This window comes from Bradyrhizobium sp. 41S5 (assembly GCF_011516665.3).
Classification (GTDB): Bacteria; Pseudomonadota; Alphaproteobacteria; order Rhizobiales; family Xanthobacteraceae; genus Bradyrhizobium; species Bradyrhizobium quebecense.
Genome location: NZ_CP083721.1, coordinates 2,067,481 through 2,088,674 on the forward strand (window position 1 = coordinate 2,067,481; position 21,194 = coordinate 2,088,674).

A 21,194-nucleotide genomic window follows, 5' to 3' on the forward strand; every position below is an offset into this window, starting at 1 on the left:
GTTGATGAAACGATGACCGGCGACACACGACGTCCCAAACATGAGTTCACAGGATATCGCTGCCATTCCATTGCCGCCCCGCGACGAAGCCGTGTCGATTGCACTGCTGCTGGCGTTTGTCGGCGGCTACCTCGACGCCTACACCTGGATCATCCATGGCGTAATGGCCAATGCCCAAACCGCCAATCTCGTTCTGCTCTGGGTCTATGGCACGGCGGGCAATTGGGGCGAGGCGATCCGCTTCGTGCCTCCGATCCTGGCATTTGCGATCGGCATCGTCGCCGCCGCGTGGCTGCGCCGGGCCAGCGGCGAGCGGGCCAGCGCGATCAACACGTTGATCGAGATCCTGCTGCTGGTCGCGATCGGCATTTTGCACAATCGGCTGCCGGATCTCGCGGGAACGCTGGGGATATCCTTCGTCGCCGCCATGCAGACTGCCATCTTCACCAAGGTCGAAGGCGTGGCCTACAGCTCGGTGATGATCACCGGCAACATGCGCCAGGCGATCGAAGGCGTTTTCCTTGCGCTGTGCAGTGGTGGCCCGCTCGGGACGATCCGCCGCTCCGGCATCTTTACGGGGCTATGCATCGCCTTCGGCCTCGGGGCGGCCGTCGGTGCCTTTGCGACCGAGAACATCCCGGATCTGGCGCTTGGGATTCCAGTGATCGCCCTGGTGATCGTTATGCTGCGCTGCGAAATTCAATCTAAAGATGCGATAACATGAGTTCACAATCTGAGCAGCGCGCAGGTTGGACACGGCTTTTCCCGCCTTCCGACTGGCTTGTCGGCTATCGCGCTGAATGGTTGTCCTTCGACGCAATTGCCGGAATAACGCTGGCAGCTTATGCGATCCCGGTATCGCTGGCCTATGCCGCGCTAGCCGGCTTGCCGCCCCAGGTTGGGATCTATGGCTACATGCTCGGCGGCATCGGCTACGCGGTGCTCGGCTCGTCCCGCCAGCTTGCGATTGGTCCGACATCCGCGATCTCGCTCATGATTGCCAGCACCGTCGGGGCGCTCGCGGGCGGAGATGCGGTGCGATACGCGCAAATTGCCAGTCTTGCGGCATTCGCAGTCGCAGTCTTGTGCTTTATCTCCTGGCTGTTCAAGCTCAGCGTCCTCGTCCGCCTGGTCAGCGACAGCATCCTGGTCGGCTTCAAAGCCGGCGCCGGGCTCACCATCATCGTGAGCCAGCTTCCGAGCCTGTTTGGCGTCGCCGGCGGCGGTCATAATTTCTTCGAGCGCGTGTTCCAGCTCGCGGGTCAGCTCGGCGGCGTCAATCTCCTCATCGTGGCGATCGGCACGGCGGCGCTCGTGCTGCTGCTGCTCGGCGAACGGCTTCTGCCAGGCAAGCCGGTCGGAATCACGATCGTGGCGCTCTCGATCGTGGTTGCAACACTGCTCGGTCTTCCGGCCGCGGGCGTGCCGGTCACCGGGAAAATCCCGGAGGGATTGCCTGCACTTGGGCTTCCGACGTTTGGTCTTTTGGAGTTCGACGATCTCTTTCCGCTCGCGGCGGGATGCGTGCTGCTGGCTTACATAGAGGGGGTCTCGGCGGCCCGCAGCTTTGCGGCCAAGCACGGCTACAATCTGGATGCACGGCAGGAATTTTTGGGGCTCGGCGCCGCGAATCTCGCGGCGGCGTTCGGTCACGGGTATCCCGTCGCGGGCGGCCTGTCGCAGTCCGCGGTGAATGACAGTGCAGGTGCGCGCACGCCGTTGGCTCTCGTGATCTGCTCAGCGACCCTGGCGCTCTGCCTGCTGTTTTTCACCGGACTATTGACTAATCTGCCAAAAGCCGTACTGGCCGCCATCGTCTTCGTCGCCGTGTACAGGCTGGTCGACATCCCGGCGCTGATGCGGATGTGGCAGGTCAGCCGGCTTGATTTCTATGCCGCGGCGATTGCGCTGGTGTCCGTACTCCTCCTCGGAATTTTGCAGGGCGTGCTGCTGGCGGCGATTGCGTCCATATTCCTGCTGCTGGCACGCACATCGAGCCCGAACATCGCGTTCCTCGGGCGCCTTCCGGGAACCGGGCGTTATTCCGACAGCGCCCGACACGAGGGCGTGGAGCCGCTCGTTGGCGTGATCGCTTTCCGCCCCGAAGCCTCGCTGCTTTACATCAACGCCGAGACGATTTTGGGCTCTGTTTTAGGTGTGCTCAGAAAATCGTCCGACATCAAGCTCGTTGCCTGCGATCTTTCGGCATCGCCCTACATCGATTTGGCGGGTGCGGGCATGTTGCGCGATCTCCATGATGAGCTCGCCACCCGGCACGTCGCGTTCTGCATCGTCGGCGCGCATGCGCAATTGCGCGACCTGCTGCGGGCGGAAGGATTGGCGGAAAAGACCGACAGCGGTCTTTGGCTCAGGTCGCTCGACAGCGTGCTGGGCAACGACAAGGCGAACTGACGCTCTGATCTCGGAGCCGGTCGATCCTCTCGCGCCTCTCGGGCGCATTATTGCAGTGCGATGACATATGCGCCCCGCAACCATCATCGGAAATATCTTGAGTTGAGTATCGCCGGCAACCGTTGACTTGGATCAAGGGAGCACGAGGGAAGGGAGCCACGGTGTGTCATCAGCTTTGCCTACTAGCCGGGAGACAGGGACATGCCCAATGACGCCAAGCCCACCCAGAAGCGCATCGATCAATTCTTTTCCGGCCCCGGTGGGCGAGCGGACGAGTGGCGCGATCTGGTAGATGCTGCGAAAGCGTGGGCTCGCGGCGGCGACCGCGCGAAATACGATGCAGCGCTGGCAGCTCTCTCGGTCACGGAGGAGTTTCACGGCTATCCCGGCCTGCAATTGATGGCGGCGCTGCAGGAAGCCGCGGCCGCCGACGATGCGGCAACATCGCTTGCCCTTGCGACCCGGATCACCCAGGCGCTGGCGACGCGATCCTTCCGCCAGCATTCCGGCGACTGGAGCGCGAAGGACGAGGGCAATGGCGATGTGCCCGAGCTGGTCCCGCCGACCTTTGGCGCGCATACGACACGCAGGCCTTATTTCGAGACCTTGATCGTCACCGGGGTGGCCCCCGGCCAATGGCCGGCGCTCGCCGCCGAATGGCGTAAGTTGCGACGCCCGGTCGATGCTTTCATTTATGAGCCCGTCATCGTCGGCAGTCTCGAAGACGCTTTCTGTGCGACGATGCTCAATCCGAACATCGCGGCCGTCATCATCAACGAGGGTTTTGGCCTGCGTTCGCGGCACAATGCGCCGGTACTGCGCTCGATCACCGCTGCCGCCGGCCTCAACGACGAGTCCGATGCCTCGGCGCTGCGGCTCGCCCAGATCATAAAGCGCGTCAGACCCGAACTCGATCTCTATATGATCTCAAATCGCGACGTCGAGGAGTTAGCCGGAAATCCCGAAGCCAGCGTCGTCCGCCGCATCTTTTATTCGGTGGAGGAACTGTTCGAGCTGCATCTGTCCATCCTCGAAGGCATCCAGGATCGTTACGACACGCCCTTCTTCGACAATCTCAAGAAATACGCGCAGCGCCCGATGGGGACGTTCCACGCGTTGCCGATCGCCCGCGGCAAGTCGATCTTCAAATCCGACTGGATCCGTGACATGGGCGAGTTCTACGGCCCGAACCTGTTCCTGGCCGAGAGCAGCGCCACTACCGGCGGCCTCGACAGCATGCTTGAACCGACCGGCAACATCAAGAAGGCGCAAGAGAAGGCCGCCCGCGCGCTCGGCGCTGACCGCGTCTTCTTCGTCACCAACGGCACCTCGACCTCGAACAAGATGGCGGTGCAGGCGCTGCTCGCGCCGGGCGACATCGCGATCGTCGACCGCAACTGCCACAAGTCGCACCATTACGGCATGGTGCTCGCAGGCGCGCAGCCGCTCTATGTCGAAGCCTTCCCGATGACGGAATATTCGATGTACGGCGCGGTGCCGTTGAAGACCATCAAGCAGGCGCTGCTCGGCGCCAAGGCCGATGGCCGGCTCGACCGGGTCAAGATGCTGGACCTCACCAACTGCACCTTCGACGGCCACATCTACAACACCCGCCGCGTCATGGAGGAATGCCTCGCCATCAAGCCTGACCTGATCTTCCTCTGGGATGAAGCCTGGTTCGGCTTCGCGCGCTTCTCGCCATTCCTGCGCCGGCGCACAGCCATGGGAGCCGCCAACGAGATCGAGGCCTGGATGCACGATCCGAAATCGGTCGCGGCCTATGAGAAACAGCAGGCCGATCTCGGCAAGAATCCGTCGGACGAAGTGCTGCTCAAGACGCGGTTGATTCCCGATCCGCGCCAGATCCGGTTGCGCGTCTATCAGACCAACTCGACCCACAAGTCGATGTCGGCGATCCGACAGGGCTCCATGCTCTCGGTCAAGGACGTCGAATTCCACACGGTCGAGCAGCAGTTCAAGGAGGCCGTCTTTACCCATGCCTCCACTAGTCCGAACCAGCAGCTCATCGCCAGCCTCGACATCTCGCGGCGTCAGATGGAACTGGAGGGGTACGGTCTTGTCGCCAACGCGATGGAAATCGCGCTCGCCATCCGCCATGCCGTCAACAACAACCCGCTGCTCTCGAAGTATTTCCGCATTCTCGGCGCCGACGTCATGGTGCCGGCGCAATACCGCCAGAGCGGCTTCACCGACTATCTCGCACCTGGTGTCAATTGGGCGAATACGCTCAAAAGCCTGGACGAGGACGAGTTCTGCCTCGATCCGACCCGGATGACGCTGGTGTGCGGCACGGCCGGCTACGACGGTACCCAATTCAAGGGCGTTCTGGCCAGCGAGTACAACATCCAGGTCAACAAGACCTCACGCAACTCGGTGCTCGTCCAGTCCAACATCAACAACACCCGCAGCGATGTTGCGCATCTCATTCGCGTCCTCGCCGAGATCGCGGGCGAGGTCGATCGCGGGCTCGCGCAGGGCGGTCCCAATGCGAAGAAGACCTTCGAAGCGCGGGTCAAGAGCTTGATGACTGACGTGCCTGACTTGCCGAATTTCTCGCATTTCCATCCGAGCTTCCGTGGCGATGCCGGCACCAAGACCAACGAAGGCGACATCCGCACCGGCTTCTATGCCGCCTATGACGCGGTGGGTTGCGAACACATACGCCTCGGCGATCCCGAGATTGATCGCCGCCTGAAGGCCGGTCCCGAACTCGTCTCGGCCAATTTCGTGATCCCGTATCCGCCGGGCTTCCCGATCATGGTACCGGGCCAGGTCATCACGCAGGAAACCATCGACTTCATGCGGAAGCTCGATGTCAAGGAAATCCATGGCTACGACGCCAAGGAGGGACTGAAGCTCGTGCGCACGGAAGCGCTGGCCAAGATCGGAAGGCCAAGGCCGGCCGCCGCGCCGAAGCTCAAGGCCGCGTCATAATCCGTAAAGGGGACGAACATGCAGGGGTTTTTCACATTTCTTCAGCAAAATCCGTTCTTGCTGCTGTTTTTCGTCGTCGGGCTCGCGGTGTGGATTGGACGGGCCAGCATCAAGGGCTATGGCCTCGGCATGGTCGCCGGCGCCATCGTGGTCGGCGCGGGTCTATCCGTCTGGGGTTCGACCTACGGGGTCAAGCTCGAGCTGAACAATTTTGCCAAGAGCCTATTTTACTACCTCTTCATGTACGGCGTTGGGCTGCGTGTAGGGCCTTCCTTCATCAACAGTCTAAAGGGTGACGGTCTCAAATTCTGCGTATTGGCTCTGGTATCGAGCGTGCTCGGGTTGGCGCTTGTCGTCATCGGTGCAAAGCTCTTCTCGCTGCCCATCGGCGCAGCAGGTGGCATGCTGGCGGGTTCGCAGACCATGTCGGCCGCGATCGGCTCGGCGGAGCAGGCAATCACTTCCGGCGTGGTGAAGCTGCCCGAAGGTATGAAGCCCGAGGACGCGACCGGCATGATCGCACTGTCTTACGGCATCACCTACATCTGGGGTACCGTTGGCATCATCCTGATCTGCAAATACCTGCCGCGCTGGTGGGGAGTTGACGCCAGGGCTGCAGCCAAGCAGTACGAACAGGAATTCGGGGTCAAGGATCTCGAAGGCGGCGGCCTCACCGGCTACCGGCAATTTGGCTTGCGCGCATACCGGTTGGAAAACGCTGCCCAAGTCGGCATGAGCATCGCCGGCTTCCGAAAGAGCAATCCCGAGTATCGTATCATCAACGTGTTGCGTGCGGGCGAATCGTTGGGGGCCGATCCCGATCTCGTCCTGCAAAGGGGTGACGTCATCGCATTGGGTGGCGCGACCGAGCATCTCACCGACAAAATGGGGCTGATCGGTCCCGAGGTCGCGGACGCCAAGGCGCTCAGCGTGCCCATGGATCAGGCGGATATTCTCGTCACGAACAAGGAAGTTGTCGGGCGGACCTTCGAATCCTTCCGCAACAAGGCGCTTGCCGGTCAATTGCAGGTCACGAAGGTCGAGCGCGGAGGCGTGCAGATTCCGGCAGGCCTCAAGACCGAGCTGCAACGGATGGATATCATTTCGGTGGTCGGTCTGAAGTCCGCCGTCGGCGAGCTTGGCGAGATGTGGGGACGCATCGCCCGAACCAACACGTCGACGGATTTACTGACGCTTGCCGTGGGAATGATCATCGGTTTCCTGATTGGCATGATCGAATTTCCGGCCTTCGGCGCCAAGATTGGTCTCGGCAATGCCGGCGGCCTTTTGCTGTCGGGCGTGATCGTATCGTCGATCGTGTCGCGGCTGCGTTTCTTCGGCAATACGCCGAACGCGGCGCGTAACGTGCTGGAGGATCTCGGCCTTATCGTATTCGTCGCAATCGTCGGCGTGAATGCGGGAGCGGGTCTGCTCGCACAGCTCTCGGGCGCCGTCGCGCTGAAGATATTCATCGTCGGCTTCGTCGCCTGCACGATTCCCCCGTTCATCGTCTGGGCGATCGGCTTTCATATCTTCAAGATCAATCCAGCCGTGCTGATGGGCGGTGTCGCCGGCGCGCGATCGCATTCAGGTCCGTGCCGCGAGGCCGCGGTGGAAATCCAGAGCTCCGTACCCTGGATCGGATTCCCGGTCGGCTATGCCGTTTCGGGCATCCTGCTTACCGTATTCGGTTACTTCGCCATGCTCCTGGCTCAGTAGCCGGGCGCCAAAACCCTAGAGGACAGAAAACCATGAGAAGATTTGCTATCCCCACCGTTTTCGTCGCCCTTCTTGCAGGCGTAGCTGGCTTCAGCACGCCATCGCGTGCCGAGACCGGTCAGGTCGGCGTGATCTTCACCAAAGGCGGATTCATCGTTGGGGTCGGCGGTGGTGAGGGCGTGCTCGTTCTTCGCGGCAAGCGATACCCATTTACCGTATCCGGCATGAGCGTCGGTTTCACGATCGGCGCATCGACCACCAAGCTTGTCGGCCGGGCCATCAATCTCAGGGGGCCGGCCTCGATCGAAGGCTCTTACGCCGTGGCCGGAGCGGGCGGTGCGGTTGCGGCCGGCGCAGGAGGCGTGCAATTGCAGAACGGCAACGGGGTGATCCTGCAGCTAAGCGGCCCGAAAGTGGGCGCGGAGGTGTCGGCCGCGGTAGGCGGTGTGACGATTCGCTTGAAATAGTGGCGCGAGCGATTGGGCCGCGCGATGCGCGGCCTGGTCCGCTCAATACCGCTCTGCGACGAATCTCATCCCGCGCAGGCCCGCTTGGTCGTTGTAACGCCCTTTGTCGGAACGCTTCGGCAGCTTGACCTTGGCCTTCCTGACGCGCTTGTGCGGGATCGCCTTCAGGAGATGCGCGATGCAATTGAGCCTCGCGCGCCGTTTGTCGTCGGATCGGATGACATACCAAGGTGCGTGCTTCGTGCTCGTCTTTCTCAACATCAGGTCGCGGGCGCGCGAATAGTCGTACCAGCGCCGATAGGATTCCAGATCCATCGGGCTTAGCTTCCATTGTCGTACCGGATCGTCGATACGCGCCTTGAAGCGGCGCTCCTGCTCGTCCATCCCGACCTCGAGCCAGATCTTGATCAGGATGATGCCGCCGTCGATGATGTACTTCTCCATCTGGGGGCAGAGCGAAAGAAAGCGGTCGTGCTCGGCGGGCGTACAGAAGCCCATGACATATTCGACGCCGGCGCGGTTGTACCAGCTCCGGTCGAAGATCACGATCTCGCCGCCGGCGGGAAACTGTTCCATGTAGCGCTGGAAGAAGAGTTGTGTCTTTTCTCGATCCGACGGCGCCGGAAGCGCGACGACGCGAAACACGCGGGGACTGACCTTCTCCGTGATCGCCTTGATCGTGCCGCCCTTGCCGGCCGCGTCCCGGCCTTCGAACAGCACGATGACCCGCAGCTTATTCGCCCTCACGAAGTCCTGAAGATGGCAAAGCTCGACCTGAAGCTTTTCGAGCTCCTTCTCGTATTCCTTGCGCTTCATCCGCTCCGCGGGCTCATCCTTTGCCATGCGCATCTTTCGCTACTTCAGGTTCAAAGCGACCGGACGGCCTTCAATCTCCCCAAGAGATGGTGATGCCGATGTCGCCAGGCACGCCGCCCGGAAAATCTATGATCTGGTAGGCGATGCGATAGCCACGTGGCTTCAGATAATCCGTCCAGAGCTGGAAAATCTCCTTCGGGATTCCCGTCAGGGTGTTCTCCCAGCCAGCTTCCATCTGATTGATGGCGCGGCCCTTGTCTGTGCACAGCGTATTGGGGAAGCGATAGACTTGGACCTCCGTCATCCCGTTTCGTACCGCACGCTGGATGATGGTGGAGGCGAGCTTGATCTTTTCCTCCTCGGTCTTGCCTGATGGTTTGCTCAATCGATCGATCAAGGCGTGTTTCTCGGCCTCGGCTGCGGCGGCAAGGCGGGCATATTCGTCCACCTTTTCGGCCTCCTTGAGCGCTGCTTCCTTCCGGATTTGCATCGCGTTCGGAATGAGATCGTCGATGGCGTTGGACATGGCTGACGCCTCCCGGCCGGTTTGCTGCTGCAGCGCTCTTGCAAAGGGTAAGGCCCGAAGGGCTCGATCCCTTGATCCAGATCAAACGGGCTCATCCCCGGTTTGGTCAGTCTGGGCGCTATCTACGGGAGCCGGCCGGTTGCCATCAAGGGAGGGAACGTTGAGCGAGCAGCTTCACCCGATGGCGCCGCACCATCTGCCCTTCTATCTGGCCCCGGCGAACGGGACCGATACGCTGATGGTGCTGATGGGGATCTTCCTGGTTGGCGCCGTATTCTGGGTCGGAACGATCTACTGGCGCCTGCACAGCCTCCCCGAGCGGATGGCGCACAAGTCACAGAAGCTGCAATTCGAAATCGTGGCCATTCTCGGCCTGCTGTCCCTGTTCACGCATAACCATCTCTTCTGGGTGATAGGACTGTTTCTCGCGCTGATCGATATTCCCGATTTCGGCACCCCGCTGCGCAGCATTGCCGATTCAGTGGAGAAGATCGCCGAGACGGCGCCGGGAGACGGAAACGAAGCCGCGCCGTCACCTCTGCCGGCCGACGGCCAAGCCAATGCTCCGCCGACTGAGAAGCCCGGCCCCGCGAAGGCGAGGGAGCAAAGCAATGTTTGAGCTTATGTTCTGCTCCCTGTTGACGATACTGCCTGACTATCTGTTCCGCCGCTACGCCCAAGGCAAGCGCTTCGGCAAGGAGATCACATTCTATTCGGTCTGGTATGAGCTGCGATGGGGCATCACCGGCTGCCTGATGCTCACGATATCGCTGATCACGATGATCTTCTATTTTCATCCGGCGACCAACTCAGCCGCGCTGTATTTTCGCACGATCCCAATTCTCCCTGAAGGTTCGGGTCGGGTGGCCGAGGTCGATCTCGGCTATAGCGCAGCGGTGAAGAAGGGCGACGTGCTGTTCAAACTTGACAGCTCAAAGCAGGAGGCGGCCTTCGAAACCGCCAGGCGCAAGGTCGCCGAGGTCGATGCGTCCATGGAAACCGCGCAGTCAGACGTGGTCAAGGCCGAAGCCCAGATCCAGGAGGCCAGGGCGAACCATCAACAAGCCAAGGACGAACTGGAGGTCAAGACCGAACTGCAGCGCCGCAATCCCGGCATTGTGCCGCAGCGCGATATCGAAAAGCTCCAGGTACTGGTCGATCAGCGGCAGGCTGGAATCGATGCCGCCACTGCGGCAAAGCAATCGACGACGTTGCGGGTTTCGGTGCTCTTGCCGGCGGAGAAGGCAAGCGCCGAAGCGGCGCTGGCGCAGGCCCAGGTTGATCTCGACAAGACCGTCGTCCGCGCCGGCGTCAACGGGCGGGTCGAGCAGTTCCTTCTTCGCGTCGGAGATGTTGTCAACCCGCTGATGCGTCCCGCGGGGATACTCATACCCGAAGGCGCCGGTCAGCGCGCGGTGCTCGCCGGATTTGGTCAGATCGAGGCCCAGGTGATGAAGGAAGGAATGCCGGCCGAAGCGGCCTGCATATCCAAGCCATGGGTGATTATTCCGATGGTGGTCACGACTGTTCAGGACTACGTCGCCACAGGTCAGTTTCGCGGTGGGGAGCAGTTGATCGAGGCCCAGAACATTGCAAAGCCCGGTACGATTCTGGTGTACCTCGAGCCGCTTTACAAAGGCGGTCTCGAAGGGGTCACGGCGGGCAGCAGTTGCATCGTCAACGCCTACACCAGCAACCACGAGGAGATTTCCGCCAAGGACACCAGCGTCGGTCGGAAGATCGCGTTGCACGTCGTCGACGGCGTCGGCCTCGTACATGCAATGCTTCTGCGAATCCAGGCGTTGGTGCTGCCGATCCAGACGCTTGTGCTGGGCGGTCACTGAAAAAGGGTCGGGGAGAACGAATGCATGGTTTGCTCACCGAAACTCTGCACCTTGGCTGGATTGCTGATCGTTTCAGCGGTCGCAACCGGCGCGCGCGCGGAGGCCTTCGATCTCAATGGCGCCTGGGTCGGCGACGCCGATCAATGCGACAAGGTGTTCAACCGCAAGGGTGGCAAGCGCGGCTTCACTGAGATGTCCGACGTCTATGGCGGCGGCTTCATCATCGATGGCGACGAGATCATCGGAAAATTCGCGCGATGCAAGATCAAAGCCAAGAAGGAGGACGGCTCGAGCATCAACCTGATCGCGGGTTGTGCGACGGATATCATGTTGTCGAGCGTTCAGTTCAGCGTGAAGAAACTGGATGCGAACAGCATTATCCGGCTGTTTCCAGGCATGGACGGCATGGAGATCACCTATCACCGCTGCCCGAACCCATGAAATCGAAGCCAACCAGCAGAGCAAGTGGGAATGGGGGCGTCGCGATCGCGAGGTCACGCAAGTTGTTTGTCGCGACGACGCTTGTCATTGTCTGCCAAGCGATAACGCAGCGGCTTGACGCATTCGAACTCGCTGGCGCGTGGACGGCCAAGGCGGATCAATGCAGCAAGGTGTTTGCGCGGAGAGGGCGCGCAAATCAGGTCGACTTCACCAACTTCTCCGGCGCCTATGGCGGCGGCTTTCTCGTCGAGGCCGATCGCCTGCGCAGCAAGTTTGAAACCTGCACGATCAAGGCCAGAAAGGACGACCGTGATTCGATCAACCTCGTTGTCGCTTGTGCGAACGGTGTCATGCTCTCCAACATCCAGTTCTTCCTGAAGGTCATCGATGACGATACGGTCACGCGGCTATTCCCGGGCGTGGACGGGATGGATACGAACTATCACCGTTGCAAGATCTAGCCCGCCGGCTCGTCTGCGCGCCGATCAACCTGCAAAATTCAGGGTCAAAGCCAGGGCGCTCCGATATTCCTCAAATACCTCGAGCCAATGGAGTCCTGGTTGGAGCCTGTCACGACATTTGAACCGATGATGCGACCCGCGCTGAGCGTCGCTGTTCTTTTGCGCGCGGCTGGCGCTCCAGCTACATGCGTCGCGCCGACAAGCACACCGGTCATCGATGCTCACGGGCGAGCGGCATCGCTGCTGACCGCCCAACCCGATGAGCGCGGCTGGATTGCCAAAATGGTTTCGCGTCGTCCTGTTAGGCGGGCTGGTGATCCTGGCCGGCGGGGCGGGGATGTTTGCTTATCGCTGGTAACGCGAAGTCACGGCTGCGAATGTTGCGGCTCATCGCCTCGAAAATCTGATCCACGACCGCCGCATCTCTCTTGCTCTGCAACAGGCGCCGCGTCCCTGAATGACCAGTTTCCTTGATCTTGATCAAACTTGCCCCATCGGCAACGCCGATGTTTCCCGCTGGAAGGCGAGGGAGGTGTCGATGTCTCGTTGTGGCCAAATCCTGCTCGTGCTCGCGTTGCTGCTGGGCATTCCGATCGCCGCAATGGCGCAGACCGCCGAGAAGCCGCCTGCTCAGAGCAGTCAGGCGCAGCCGGCGAGCCCGGCTGAACCGGCCGATCAGCTGTTGAAGCCTGAGCAACTCGAGGCGCTTGTCGCGCCGATCGCGCTCTATCCGGACGAATTGCTCGCCAATGTGCTGGCGGCGTCGACTTACCCGCTGGAGGTTGTGCAGGCCGACCGCTGGCTCAAGGAACGCAAGAACCTGAAGGGCGATGCGCTCAAGAAGGAGGTCGACAAGCAGGCCTGGGACGACAGCATAAAGGCACTCACCAGCACCGCCGACGTTCTGACGATGATGAGCGACAAACTCGAATGGATCAAAAGCCTGGGTGATGCCGTGCTCGCGCAGCAACCGGACCTGATGGACGCGATCCAGCGGCTGCGCACCAAGGCATACGACAACAAGAAACTGGTCACCACCAAGCAACAGAAGGTCAGCGTTCAGACTCAGGACAACAAGCAGGTGGTCGTGATCGAACAGGCTGAGCCGGATACGATCTACGTGCCGTATTACGATCCGGCCACCGTGTACGGAACTTGGCCCTACACGGAATATCCGCCCTACTATTTCGGGTATCCGTCTTATATCGGTGCAGGCGTGATCGCAGCTGGCGTTGCCTTTGGGGCAGGATGGGCAATCGGGCGTTGGGGCAATTACTGGGGCGGCGGCTGCAACTGGGGCAACCGCAACCTTTACGTCAATCATTATAACAAGATCAACAACGTCGGAAACAACTGGCAGCACAATCCGGCGCATCGCCAGGGGGTACGATACAATAACACGAACGTTCAGCAGCGTTTCGGTAACAACAATCTGAAGGCCGGTGCTGCTGATCGAATGGATTTCCGCGGCCGTGATGGACAGCAAGTGCTCAAGGATCGTGCCGGTGTCGCTGATCGCGCCGGGGATCGCGCCGGGGATCGCGCCAACCGCTCGGGCGCGGCAGATCGCGCCAAGGGAGGCGGCAAGGGTGCTCCCAAGGGGGGCGGTAAAGCTGCTACCAAAGGCGGCGCAGATCGCGCGAGGGCTGCCAGCAATGCTGGCAATGCGGCACGCCGCGGCGGCGAAAATCGCGGCGGTGCCATGAACGTGTCGTCGGGCAGGGCGGTTGCCGCCGCCTCAGCCCGCGGTCAAGCCAGCATAGGCGCCCGTGGCGGCGGCGGCGGGGCGAGCTTCGCCGGGCGTGGCGGTGGCGGCGGTGGCGCCATGCGTGGTGGCGGTGGCTTCAGTGGTGGGGGCGGTCGTGGCGGAGGCGGTGGAGGACGGCGGTCCGACATTGCGCTGAAGCATGACATCGTCCTGCTCGGGCGTCTCGCCAACGGTCTCGGCTTCTATCGCTTCAGCTATCTTGGCAGCCAGAAGGCCTATGTCGGCGTCATAGCGCAGGAAGTGGAAGGCGTGATGCCGCAGGCCGTGACCCGCGGCCGCGACGGCTACTTGCGTGTCTATTATGAAAGGCTCGGATTGAAGCTGCGTAGCTACAGAGACTGGCTCGCAGACGGTGCAAGGATTCCCGCGGAGATGACACCATGATCATTTTGAGGTCGCTCCATCGCGCAGCCTTGCCAGGCATCATGGCGCTTGCACTGCTGACGTCTGCGTCCCAGGCGCAGCAGGCCTATCCGTCGCCCGAGGATGCCGCGGCCGCGCTGGCTGCGGCAGTCAAGAGCGGCACGAACCGGGCAGTCTTGAAAGTGCTCGGCAACGCTGCCGAGGACCTCGTTGCCTCCGGTGACGAGGTTGCAGATGCCGAGACGCGCCGAAGCTTTGCCTCTGCCTATGATGCCAGACATTCCGTCAAGACGGAGGGCAATAAAAAGGCCACGCTCGTTCTCGGCTCCGATGACTTTCCGTTCCCGATTCCGCTGGTCAACACCAAGAGCGGTTGGGAGTTCGACACGGAGGCAGGTCGTATCGAGATTCTCTATCGCCGCATCGGTCGTAATGAGTTGGACGCGATCAAGACCTCCCTTGCCTTCGTCGATGCCGAGAATGAATATGCCGACAAGGATCGCGGCGACGGCGCGGGCGTCTATGCGCAACGCATCGTCAGCAGTTCCGGCAAGAAGGACGGCTTGTTCTGGCGCGACGACCGCGACCCGAGCCCGCTCGGCGAATTGGCGGCGCGGGCATCAAACGAAGGCTACAAGGTCGACGGGCAAGGGGCGCCCTATCACGGATACTATTTCCGGATATTGAAGGGGCAGGGCTCCGATGCGCCTGGCGGCGCGCTCTACTACGTCGTCAGAGGCAAGATGCTCGGCGGCTTCGCGCTGATCGCCTATCCTGCCGAATACGGCAACTCCGGCGTGATGACCTTCATGGTCAATCATGCCGGTACGGTCTACCAAAAGGATCTGGGTAAGCGCACTGAGATCATCGCCAAGCGGATCATGCTGTTCGATCCGGACCAGACTTGGAGGAAAGTCGATGCCGCGAAACCGTGAGAGCAGGCAGACTGTCCTGCGGACATGCTTCGTCCGCTTGGCGGCTATCGTATTTTTCGCGTTCGCGGTCCCCGTGACGCCGTCCTTCGCCCAGGCCCCCGCTTTTGTCCAGCTCAAGATCGTCAAAGCGGGCTTGCTCGTGGGTGCGGGCGCGGGCAGCGGCGTGTTGAGCTATCGCGGCCGCAACTATCGCTTTCGCTGGTCCGGCATCAGCCTCGGTGTCACGGCCGGCGCGACTGTCGGCCGGCTCGAGGGGTCGGCGTCAGGAATTCGAGAGATCTCCGATTTTGCCGGTACGTACAGTTCTGTCGGCGGTGGGGCATCACTCGTCGGCGGCGTTGGTGCCGTTCACCTGCGGAACGACAAGGGCGTCACGATGGAGCTGCGCGGTCCAAGAGGCGGCTGGGAGTTCGCCGCCAACTTGAGCACGATCACGATTTCAATGAACTGAACCGATTTTCACATCAGGGGAACGCGATCTGTGGTCGTACGTTTGGTACGTCATAGCCTCTCTCATTGTCAGCGCTGGCATTGGCCTTGACGTCCGACGGCCCTCTTAACTTGACGGCAACAACCCATCGCCTGCCGTACCGCTTTGCCGAGGCGCGCTCGTACCGCCCCAGCCGCTGGCGGCCGACATAGACGGAATGCTCGCGAGGCTCGAATTCGGGTTTGGGGTCGGCCTCGGAAACCCTTTGAGTTTCAATGTTGGATGAATTTCCCAAATCATCGGCTAAGTGTTTGATAACGCGAGGTTGATGCTCTCCCCTAGGGAGCGCCAAATCTTCGCTTTTTCCTCGACGTTGTGCGACGCGCCTCCGTTCGCGAGCGCCTTCCTGCTCGATGACTGATTGATCACTCCGGACGCTTGAGCAGTTGCCGCCTTGTGCTCATTCGTGTCCGGTGACGGAGCTTCGAGCCCTCATCGCGCCTTGGCGGGGCCATCCCTCCCACGAATCAAGCGGCGAGCGTCCCTCGTTTCCGCTATGATCAAGCCATGACGATCGGGATTACCGGACCCGGCCCGAAGGCACCACGGCAAAGTGGCGTGGTCAGGCTGATCGTTGCGGCCGTCGTCATCACGATTTGCCTGGTCCTGCTCTCGCTCGCGAGCGACTTCCTCGTCGATTGGCTGTGGTTTTCCTCGATCGGTTATCTCGAGGTTTTCCTGACGGCGATCGGCTCTAAGGCGACCGTCTTTTTCGCGGTCTTGGCGGCGACCGCCGTCGTCCTCTGGCTGAACGGAGTGCTCGCGGCGCGGTTTGCCATGCAGCAGCCGCGACAGATTCCGGCCGCCCCGTGGAAGGTGGTCGGTGTTGCGCCGCCGCCGGATCTGTCCGCAATGCTGCGCGATCGACTAACACGGCCGTGGTTTATCGCGCTCGGTGCGGGTTTGCTCGGCGTGCTGGTTGCCGCAGACGAAGCCGGCAATTGGGGCATCTTCCTGCAGTTTCTCTACCACGTGCCTTATGGCGCGGAGGATCCGCTCTACAACAAAGACATAGGCTTCTATCTCTTTGCGCTACCCGCCTATCTCGCGATCAAGAACTGGATGCTGCTCGCAATCGTCCTGAGCGCGCTGTTTGCCGGAGCGATCTACTGGGCGCGCGGCGACATCGCGTACGACGTCCACAACCGATCAATCTCGCCGACGGTGATCGCGCATGGCTCGGCGCTGGTTGGCCTTCTGTTCGCGGTGAAGGCCTGGTCCTATGGTCTCGACCGCTATCTGCTGCTCTACGCCGACAATGGTGTCGTGGTCGGGGCAAGCTACACCGATGTCCATCTGGGGCTGCCGGCTCTGTGGCTGATGATCGGGCTTTCGATCATCGCGGCGTTCATGGCATGGGCCAATTTGCGCGCCCGCACCTACCGGCTTCTTGCCGCCGGGTTCATCCTCGTCGGCGCCGGCTCTGTCGTGCTGTCGAGCCTCGTCCCTTCGCTGTTCCGGCACTTCGTCGTCAAACCGACGGAGTTGCAGCTGGAGAAGCCGTACATTGAACGCAACATCGCGCTCACCAGGCAGGCCTACAATCTCGACCGGATCGCAGCCAAGCCGTTTGCCGCCGAACAGCGGCTGACCTTCAAGACGCTGGAAGCGAACAAGGCCACCATCGACAATATACGGCTATGGGATTGGCTGCCGCTGTCGGACACCTACGCGCAGCTGCAGGAGATCCGTACCTACTACAAATTCCACGATCTTGACGTTGATCGCTATTGGCTCGACGGCTCCTACCAGAGCGTGATGCTCTCGGCCCGCGAACTGCGGGCCTCGCTGTTGCCGGCAAACGCCCAGACGTGGGTCAACCGCCACGTTCTGTTTACGCATGGCAACGGCGCGGTGATGAGCCCGGTCACCCGCAAGAGCACGGAAGGACTGCCGTTCTTTTATTTGCGCGATATTCCGCCCGTTGCGGAAGGCGGTCCCAAGATCGAGGAACCGCGCATCTACTACGGCGAAGAGAGCGACGACTACGTCATCGTCAAGGCCAGCATCCCGGAGTTCGATTATCCGAAGGGGAAAGACAACGTCTATGCGGCCTATGACGGCAGTGGCGGTGTTCCGATCGGACCATTGGGATGGAGAACGCTGTTCGCCTACTACTTCAATGACGCGAACCTGGTCCTCTCAAGCTACATTACGGCCGACAGCCGGATCATGATCCGGCGCAATATCCGGGAGCGGGTGCGCACGATCGCTCCATTTCTCAGGCTCGATCATGATCCGTATCTGATCATCAGCAACGGGCGGATGTTCTGGATGCTGGATGCCTACACCACGAGCTCCTATTTCCCCTCCGCGCAGCCTGTGCCGGAGCTCGATCTCAACTACATCAGGAATTCGGTGAAAATTGTCGTCGATGCCTATAACGGGACTGTCGATTTCTATCTGATCGACCCACGCGACCCGATTGCAGCGACCTACCAGCGCATCTTTCCGAGCCTGTTCAAGCCGTTCACGGCCATGCCGGCGGATTTGCAGAAGCACATACGCTATCCGGAGGATCTGTTCCTGATTCAGGCGCGGCTGTATCAAACCTACCACATGGAGCAGGCCGAAACTTTCTACAACCGCGAGGACTTCTGGCAGTTTCCGCGACAGCCGGGCGGTGACGGCACCTCGGTGATGACCCCCTATTACATCATCATGCGGCTGCCCGGCGAGCCGCAGGCCGAGTTCTTCCTGATGCTTCCCATGGTACCGAGCCGTCGCGACAACATGATCGCGTGGCTCGCTGCGCGTTGCGACGCGCCCGACTACGGCAAACTGATCGTCTACGAGTTCCCCAAGGACAAACTTGTCTACGGGCCGTTTCAGATCGAGGCGCGGATCAATCAGAATACCGAGATCTCGCAACAACTCACGCTGTGGAATCAGATGGGCTCGCGGGTGATACGCGGTGCGAACCTGCTGGTGATCCCGATCGAGAACTCGATCCTTTATGTCTCGCCGCTCTATTTGCGCGCCGAGCTTGGACACCTGCCGGAGCTGAAGCGGGTGATCGCAGCCTACGGTGAGCATGTCGTGATGAAGGAGACGCTCGCCGATGCCCTGGCCGCGTTGTTCGCAGAGCCTGGTGCGGTGCCGGCCGTTTCAAACGCAACGGAAGCGGTGTCCCCTGCGGGCGGGGCGGCGAGCCCGGCGCAGCAGGCGCTCGATCGCTACAATCAGGCGGTGGAGCGATTGAAGGCCGGAGACCTGAAAGGTTTCGGCGCGCAGTTCGATGCCCTGCGCGGGCCCCTGGAGGAAATGAACCGACGCTCCGTCGGCCACTAATGGCCTAGGGGAATTGAGAGCGCAGAGCGTCGCGCGTTCCTGCTCGGGATCGCGCGAGCCAGTCGCCAGCAAGCATCGTCAAATCCAGCGGCGCCTGCCACCAAAACCGCCCCCGATCAATCGCAGAATCAGCAGAAGCACAACGGCTCCGATGAAGGCGTTGATGATCAGGGCAACGATGCCGACACCAAGGTGAATACCGAGTTGCGGCATGAGCCAGTCACCGATGAACGCACCGACCAGACCGACGAGCAGGTCGCCGATCAGGCCAAAGCCGCCGCCCGCCATGACCCTGCCTGCCAACCAACCGGCCACGACGCCGACCACCAGGATGACGAGCAGACCTTGATTGGAGAGATGCATGACGTTGCCTTCCCGTAAGATGATGATGAGTAATGCTGACTGCGACCAATGGTTCCGTCATGGTCGACGGTTTCACTTGCGCTCGGTCCTTCCAGCGCGTCCTCACGCCGCGACCAGCACCTGTCGCGCCGGCCGCCGGGTGATCATCAGTGACAGCACGGCGGCGACGATGCCGGTCAAGCCTGCGATCATGAAGGCCTGCAGATAATCGCCCTGGGCCGAGCGCATGAAGCCTGCAAAGAACGCGGCGCAGGCGGCTCCGAGCTGATGGCCTGCGACCACCCAGCCGAACACCAGCGGTGCGTTCTTGTCGCCGAACGCCTCGTTGGCGATGCGCACGGTCGGCGGCACGGTCGCGATCCAGTCGAGACCATAGAACACCGCGAATACCGACAGGCTGACCAGCGAGAAATCCGAGTAGGGCAGGTAGATCAGCGACAGGCCGCGCAGCCCGTAATAGAAGAACAGCAACTTGCGCGGATCGAAACGGTCGGTGAGCCAGCCCGACAAGGTGGTGCCGAACAGGTCGAAGAAGCCCATCAGCGCGAGCAGGCTCGCCGCCTGCACCTCGACGATGCCGTGATCGCCGCAGAACGCGATCAGATGGGTGCCGACCAGCCCGTTGGTGGTGAAGCCGCAGATGAAGAAGGTGGCGAACAGGAACCAGAACGCCCGCGTCTTCGCGGCGCGCGCGAGATTGCTGAATGCGGCGGTGAACGGGTTGCCCGCAGCCGGCGGCGCGGCATGATCCTCGTGCGGGCTGCCGAACGAGCGCAGGCCGACCGACGCCGGCCGCTCCGGCACCAGGAAATACACCAGCGGAACGAGCGCCGCGCAGCACGCGGCCACCGTCAGCACCACCGGCTTCCAGCCGCCCCATTCCACCAGCGCCGCGAGGCCCGGCATGAAGATCAGCGTGCCGGTCGCGGTCGACGCCGTCAAAAGCCCCATGACGAGGCCCCGATTGGTGGTGAACCAGCGATTGACGATGGTGGCGCCGAGCACGTTGGCGACCGCGCCCGAGCCGATGCCGGAGAGCAGTCCCCAGCTCATGAACAATTGCCACGGCGCGGTCATGAAATAGCTGGCGCCGGTCGAGGCCGACATCAGCACGAGCGCGCCCAGCACCGTGCGGCGGATGCCGACGCGCTGCATCACGGCCGCCGCGAACGGGCCCGCGAGGCCATAGAGGAAGATGCCGACCGCGGCCGACGACGAGATCAAGCCGACATCCCAGCCGAAGGCCTTTTGCAGGGGCAGCATCAGCACGCCCGGCGTTGAACGCAGGCCGGCTGACGCGAGCAGCGCGAGGAAGATCACGGCGACGACGACGAAGGCGTAGTTCTGGCCGAACGGCCGTCTCGACACGGGGGCGGGTTGAATGGAGGCATCGGGCATGTTACTTACCGGTACGTATTGCGATGCGGCGTGTATACGTACCGGTAAGTAACATTGTCAAGCGTGCGGCGTGCAAAACCCGGAGGGAGCCGTCATGAAGAAAACCGTCGAGCCGTCTGCGGAACGCCCCGTGCGCGCCGCCGACCGGATCCGCGCCTCCGCGCGCGAGCTGTTCTATCGCGAGGGCATCCGCGCCGTCGGCGTCGACGAGGTGGTCGACCGGGCCGGCGTCACCAAGCCGAGCCTCTATCGCAGCTTCGCGTCCAAGGACGATCTCGCCGCCGCCTATATGCGCGATTACGACCTGGCCTTCTGGGAGGATTTCGAGAAGCCCGGCGGCAAATCCTATTCGGATGCGCGCGAGCACGTGCTCGCCTACATTCGTGACCTGTCGACGCGCGCGGTGCGCAAGGGCTATCGCGGCTGCGGCCTCAGCAATGCGACCGTGGAATATCCGGCGCGGGACAATCCCGCGCGGCAGGTCGCCGAAGCCCACAAGAAGGTGTTCCGCAAGCGCCTGCGCGAGCTCGCAGCCGGCATGGGCGCGCGTCACCCCGCCGTGCTCGGCGACGCCCTGCTGCTGCTGATCGAAGGCATCTACGTCACCGGCCAGCAGTCGGAAGAGGGACCGGCGCAGTCGGCGCTCGCGGCGGCGAAGCTCCTGATCGATGCGGGCGTCGCGAAGGGTTGACGTTGAGCGGCGCCGCAAATCGACCTCTCCGCGCCGGGGAGAGGTGAACAGCCGGCCGGTTCAGGACCATCGTCGAAACACGAGGCTGGCGTTGACGCCGCCAGATCCGAAGCCGTTCGAGATCGCGCGAAAATCAGGACGCGGATGACGCTCCTGACTTCATGCGGGAAACGCTGCTTGCACACTCCTGGATCGCCATGTCGCCGATAATATCGAGAAAATGGTGATCCACACCCCCTCAACGAGTCGTTACA

At 61.7% G+C, this 21,194-nt stretch carries 18 protein-coding genes; 14 read left to right on the plus strand and 4 right to left on the minus strand.

The features are described 5' to 3' along the window. Positions 1–40 precede the first annotated feature (40 nt). The 5 genes from HAP47_RS09795 (at position 41) to HAP47_RS09815 (ending at position 7,553) form a co-directional block, all read left to right on the plus strand. Positions 41–724 carry a YoaK family protein gene (locus tag HAP47_RS09795; protein ID WP_173638428.1) on the plus strand — a complete coding sequence of 228 codons (684 nt, stop codon included), beginning with the start codon at positions 41–43 and terminating at the stop codon, positions 722–724. After that, the gene (locus HAP47_RS09800; protein ID WP_173638427.1) at positions 721–2,412 is read left to right on the plus strand and encodes a SulP family inorganic anion transporter; all 1,692 of its coding nucleotides are present in this window, start codon (positions 721–723) and stop codon (positions 2,410–2,412) included. The genes HAP47_RS09795 and HAP47_RS09800 overlap by 4 nt, the downstream gene beginning before the upstream one ends. Before the next feature lie 201 nt (positions 2,413–2,613). Beyond that, positions 2,614–5,367 carry a decarboxylase gene (locus HAP47_RS09805; RefSeq protein ID WP_173638426.1) on the plus strand — a complete coding sequence of 918 codons (2,754 nt, stop codon included), beginning with the start codon at positions 2,614–2,616 and terminating at the stop codon, positions 5,365–5,367. Between the two features lie 18 nt (positions 5,368–5,385). After that, complete coding sequence (locus tag HAP47_RS09810; protein WP_173638425.1) at positions 5,386–7,086, plus strand: aspartate:alanine exchanger family transporter; 1,701 nt, start codon at positions 5,386–5,388, stop codon at positions 7,084–7,086. 32 nt (positions 7,087–7,118) lie between these two features. After that, a complete protein-coding gene (locus tag HAP47_RS09815; protein ID WP_173638424.1) occupies positions 7,119–7,553 on the plus strand; it encodes a hypothetical protein in 435 nt (144 codons plus the stop codon). Between the two features lie 42 nt (positions 7,554–7,595). Here the strand turns inward: HAP47_RS09815 and ppk2 are convergent, their stop codons facing one another. Beyond that, a complete protein-coding gene (gene ppk2, locus HAP47_RS09820; protein ID WP_173638423.1) occupies positions 7,596–8,396 on the minus strand; it encodes a polyphosphate kinase 2 in 801 nt (266 codons plus the stop codon). 43 nt (positions 8,397–8,439) lie between these two features. After that, the gene (locus HAP47_RS09825; protein WP_173638422.1) at positions 8,440–8,895 is read right to left on the minus strand and encodes a hypothetical protein; all 456 of its coding nucleotides are present in this window, start codon (positions 8,893–8,895) and stop codon (positions 8,440–8,442) included. 181 nt (positions 8,896–9,076) lie between these two features. Between HAP47_RS09825 and HAP47_RS09830 the strand changes: the two genes are divergently transcribed. From HAP47_RS09830 to HAP47_RS09865, 8 genes are all read left to right on the plus strand, one after another. Beyond that, entirely contained in the window at positions 9,077–9,514 is a 438-nt protein-coding gene (locus tag HAP47_RS09830) for a hypothetical protein (protein WP_173640570.1), read from the plus strand. Beyond that, entirely contained in the window at positions 9,507–10,739 is a 1,233-nt protein-coding gene (locus HAP47_RS09835; protein ID WP_173640569.1) for an HlyD family secretion protein, read from the plus strand. The genes HAP47_RS09830 and HAP47_RS09835 overlap by 8 nt, the downstream gene beginning before the upstream one ends. A 24-nt stretch (positions 10,740–10,763) precedes the next feature. Beyond that, positions 10,764–11,180, plus strand: coding sequence for a hypothetical protein (locus HAP47_RS09840; RefSeq protein WP_173638421.1), 417 nt, complete (start codon positions 10,764–10,766; stop codon positions 11,178–11,180). A 62-nt stretch (positions 11,181–11,242) separates the two neighbouring features. Continuing rightward, positions 11,243–11,641, plus strand: coding sequence for a hypothetical protein (locus tag HAP47_RS09845; RefSeq protein WP_210285238.1), 399 nt, complete (start codon positions 11,243–11,245; stop codon positions 11,639–11,641). A gap of 538 nt (positions 11,642–12,179) precedes the next feature. Beyond that, positions 12,180–13,793: a DUF3300 domain-containing protein gene (locus tag HAP47_RS09850; protein WP_173640567.1), complete on the plus strand. Its 1,614-nt coding sequence runs from the start codon at positions 12,180–12,182 to the stop codon at positions 13,791–13,793. After that, positions 13,790–14,707, plus strand: coding sequence for a DUF2950 domain-containing protein (locus HAP47_RS09855; protein ID WP_173638420.1), 918 nt, complete (start codon positions 13,790–13,792; stop codon positions 14,705–14,707). The genes HAP47_RS09850 and HAP47_RS09855 overlap by 4 nt, the downstream gene beginning before the upstream one ends. Continuing rightward, positions 14,691–15,158: a hypothetical protein gene (locus HAP47_RS09860; RefSeq protein WP_173638419.1), complete on the plus strand. Its 468-nt coding sequence runs from the start codon at positions 14,691–14,693 to the stop codon at positions 15,156–15,158. Before HAP47_RS09855 ends, HAP47_RS09860 begins: the two co-directional genes overlap by 17 nt. A gap of 546 nt (positions 15,159–15,704) precedes the next feature. Beyond that, on the plus strand, positions 15,705–18,488 hold the full coding sequence (locus HAP47_RS09865) for a UPF0182 family membrane protein (protein ID WP_173638418.1): 2,784 nt from the start codon (positions 15,705–15,707) through the stop codon (positions 18,486–18,488). 78 nt (positions 18,489–18,566) lie between these two features. Here HAP47_RS09865 and HAP47_RS09870 read toward each other — a convergent pair whose 3' ends face one another. Both HAP47_RS09870 and HAP47_RS09875 read right to left on the minus strand, forming a co-directional pair. Beyond that, positions 18,567–18,851 (minus strand): GlsB/YeaQ/YmgE family stress response membrane protein, encoded by a 285-nt coding sequence (locus HAP47_RS09870; protein WP_173638417.1) that lies wholly within the window; start codon positions 18,849–18,851, stop codon positions 18,567–18,569. Between the two features lie 102 nt (positions 18,852–18,953). Beyond that, positions 18,954–20,249, minus strand: coding sequence for an MFS transporter (locus HAP47_RS09875; RefSeq protein WP_173638416.1), 1,296 nt, complete (start codon positions 20,247–20,249; stop codon positions 18,954–18,956). A gap of 94 nt (positions 20,250–20,343) precedes the next feature. Between HAP47_RS09875 and HAP47_RS09880 the strand changes: the two genes are divergently transcribed. After that, on the plus strand, positions 20,344–20,940 hold the full coding sequence (locus HAP47_RS09880) for a TetR/AcrR family transcriptional regulator (RefSeq protein ID WP_173638415.1): 597 nt from the start codon (positions 20,344–20,346) through the stop codon (positions 20,938–20,940). Positions 20,941–21,194 lie beyond the last annotated feature (254 nt).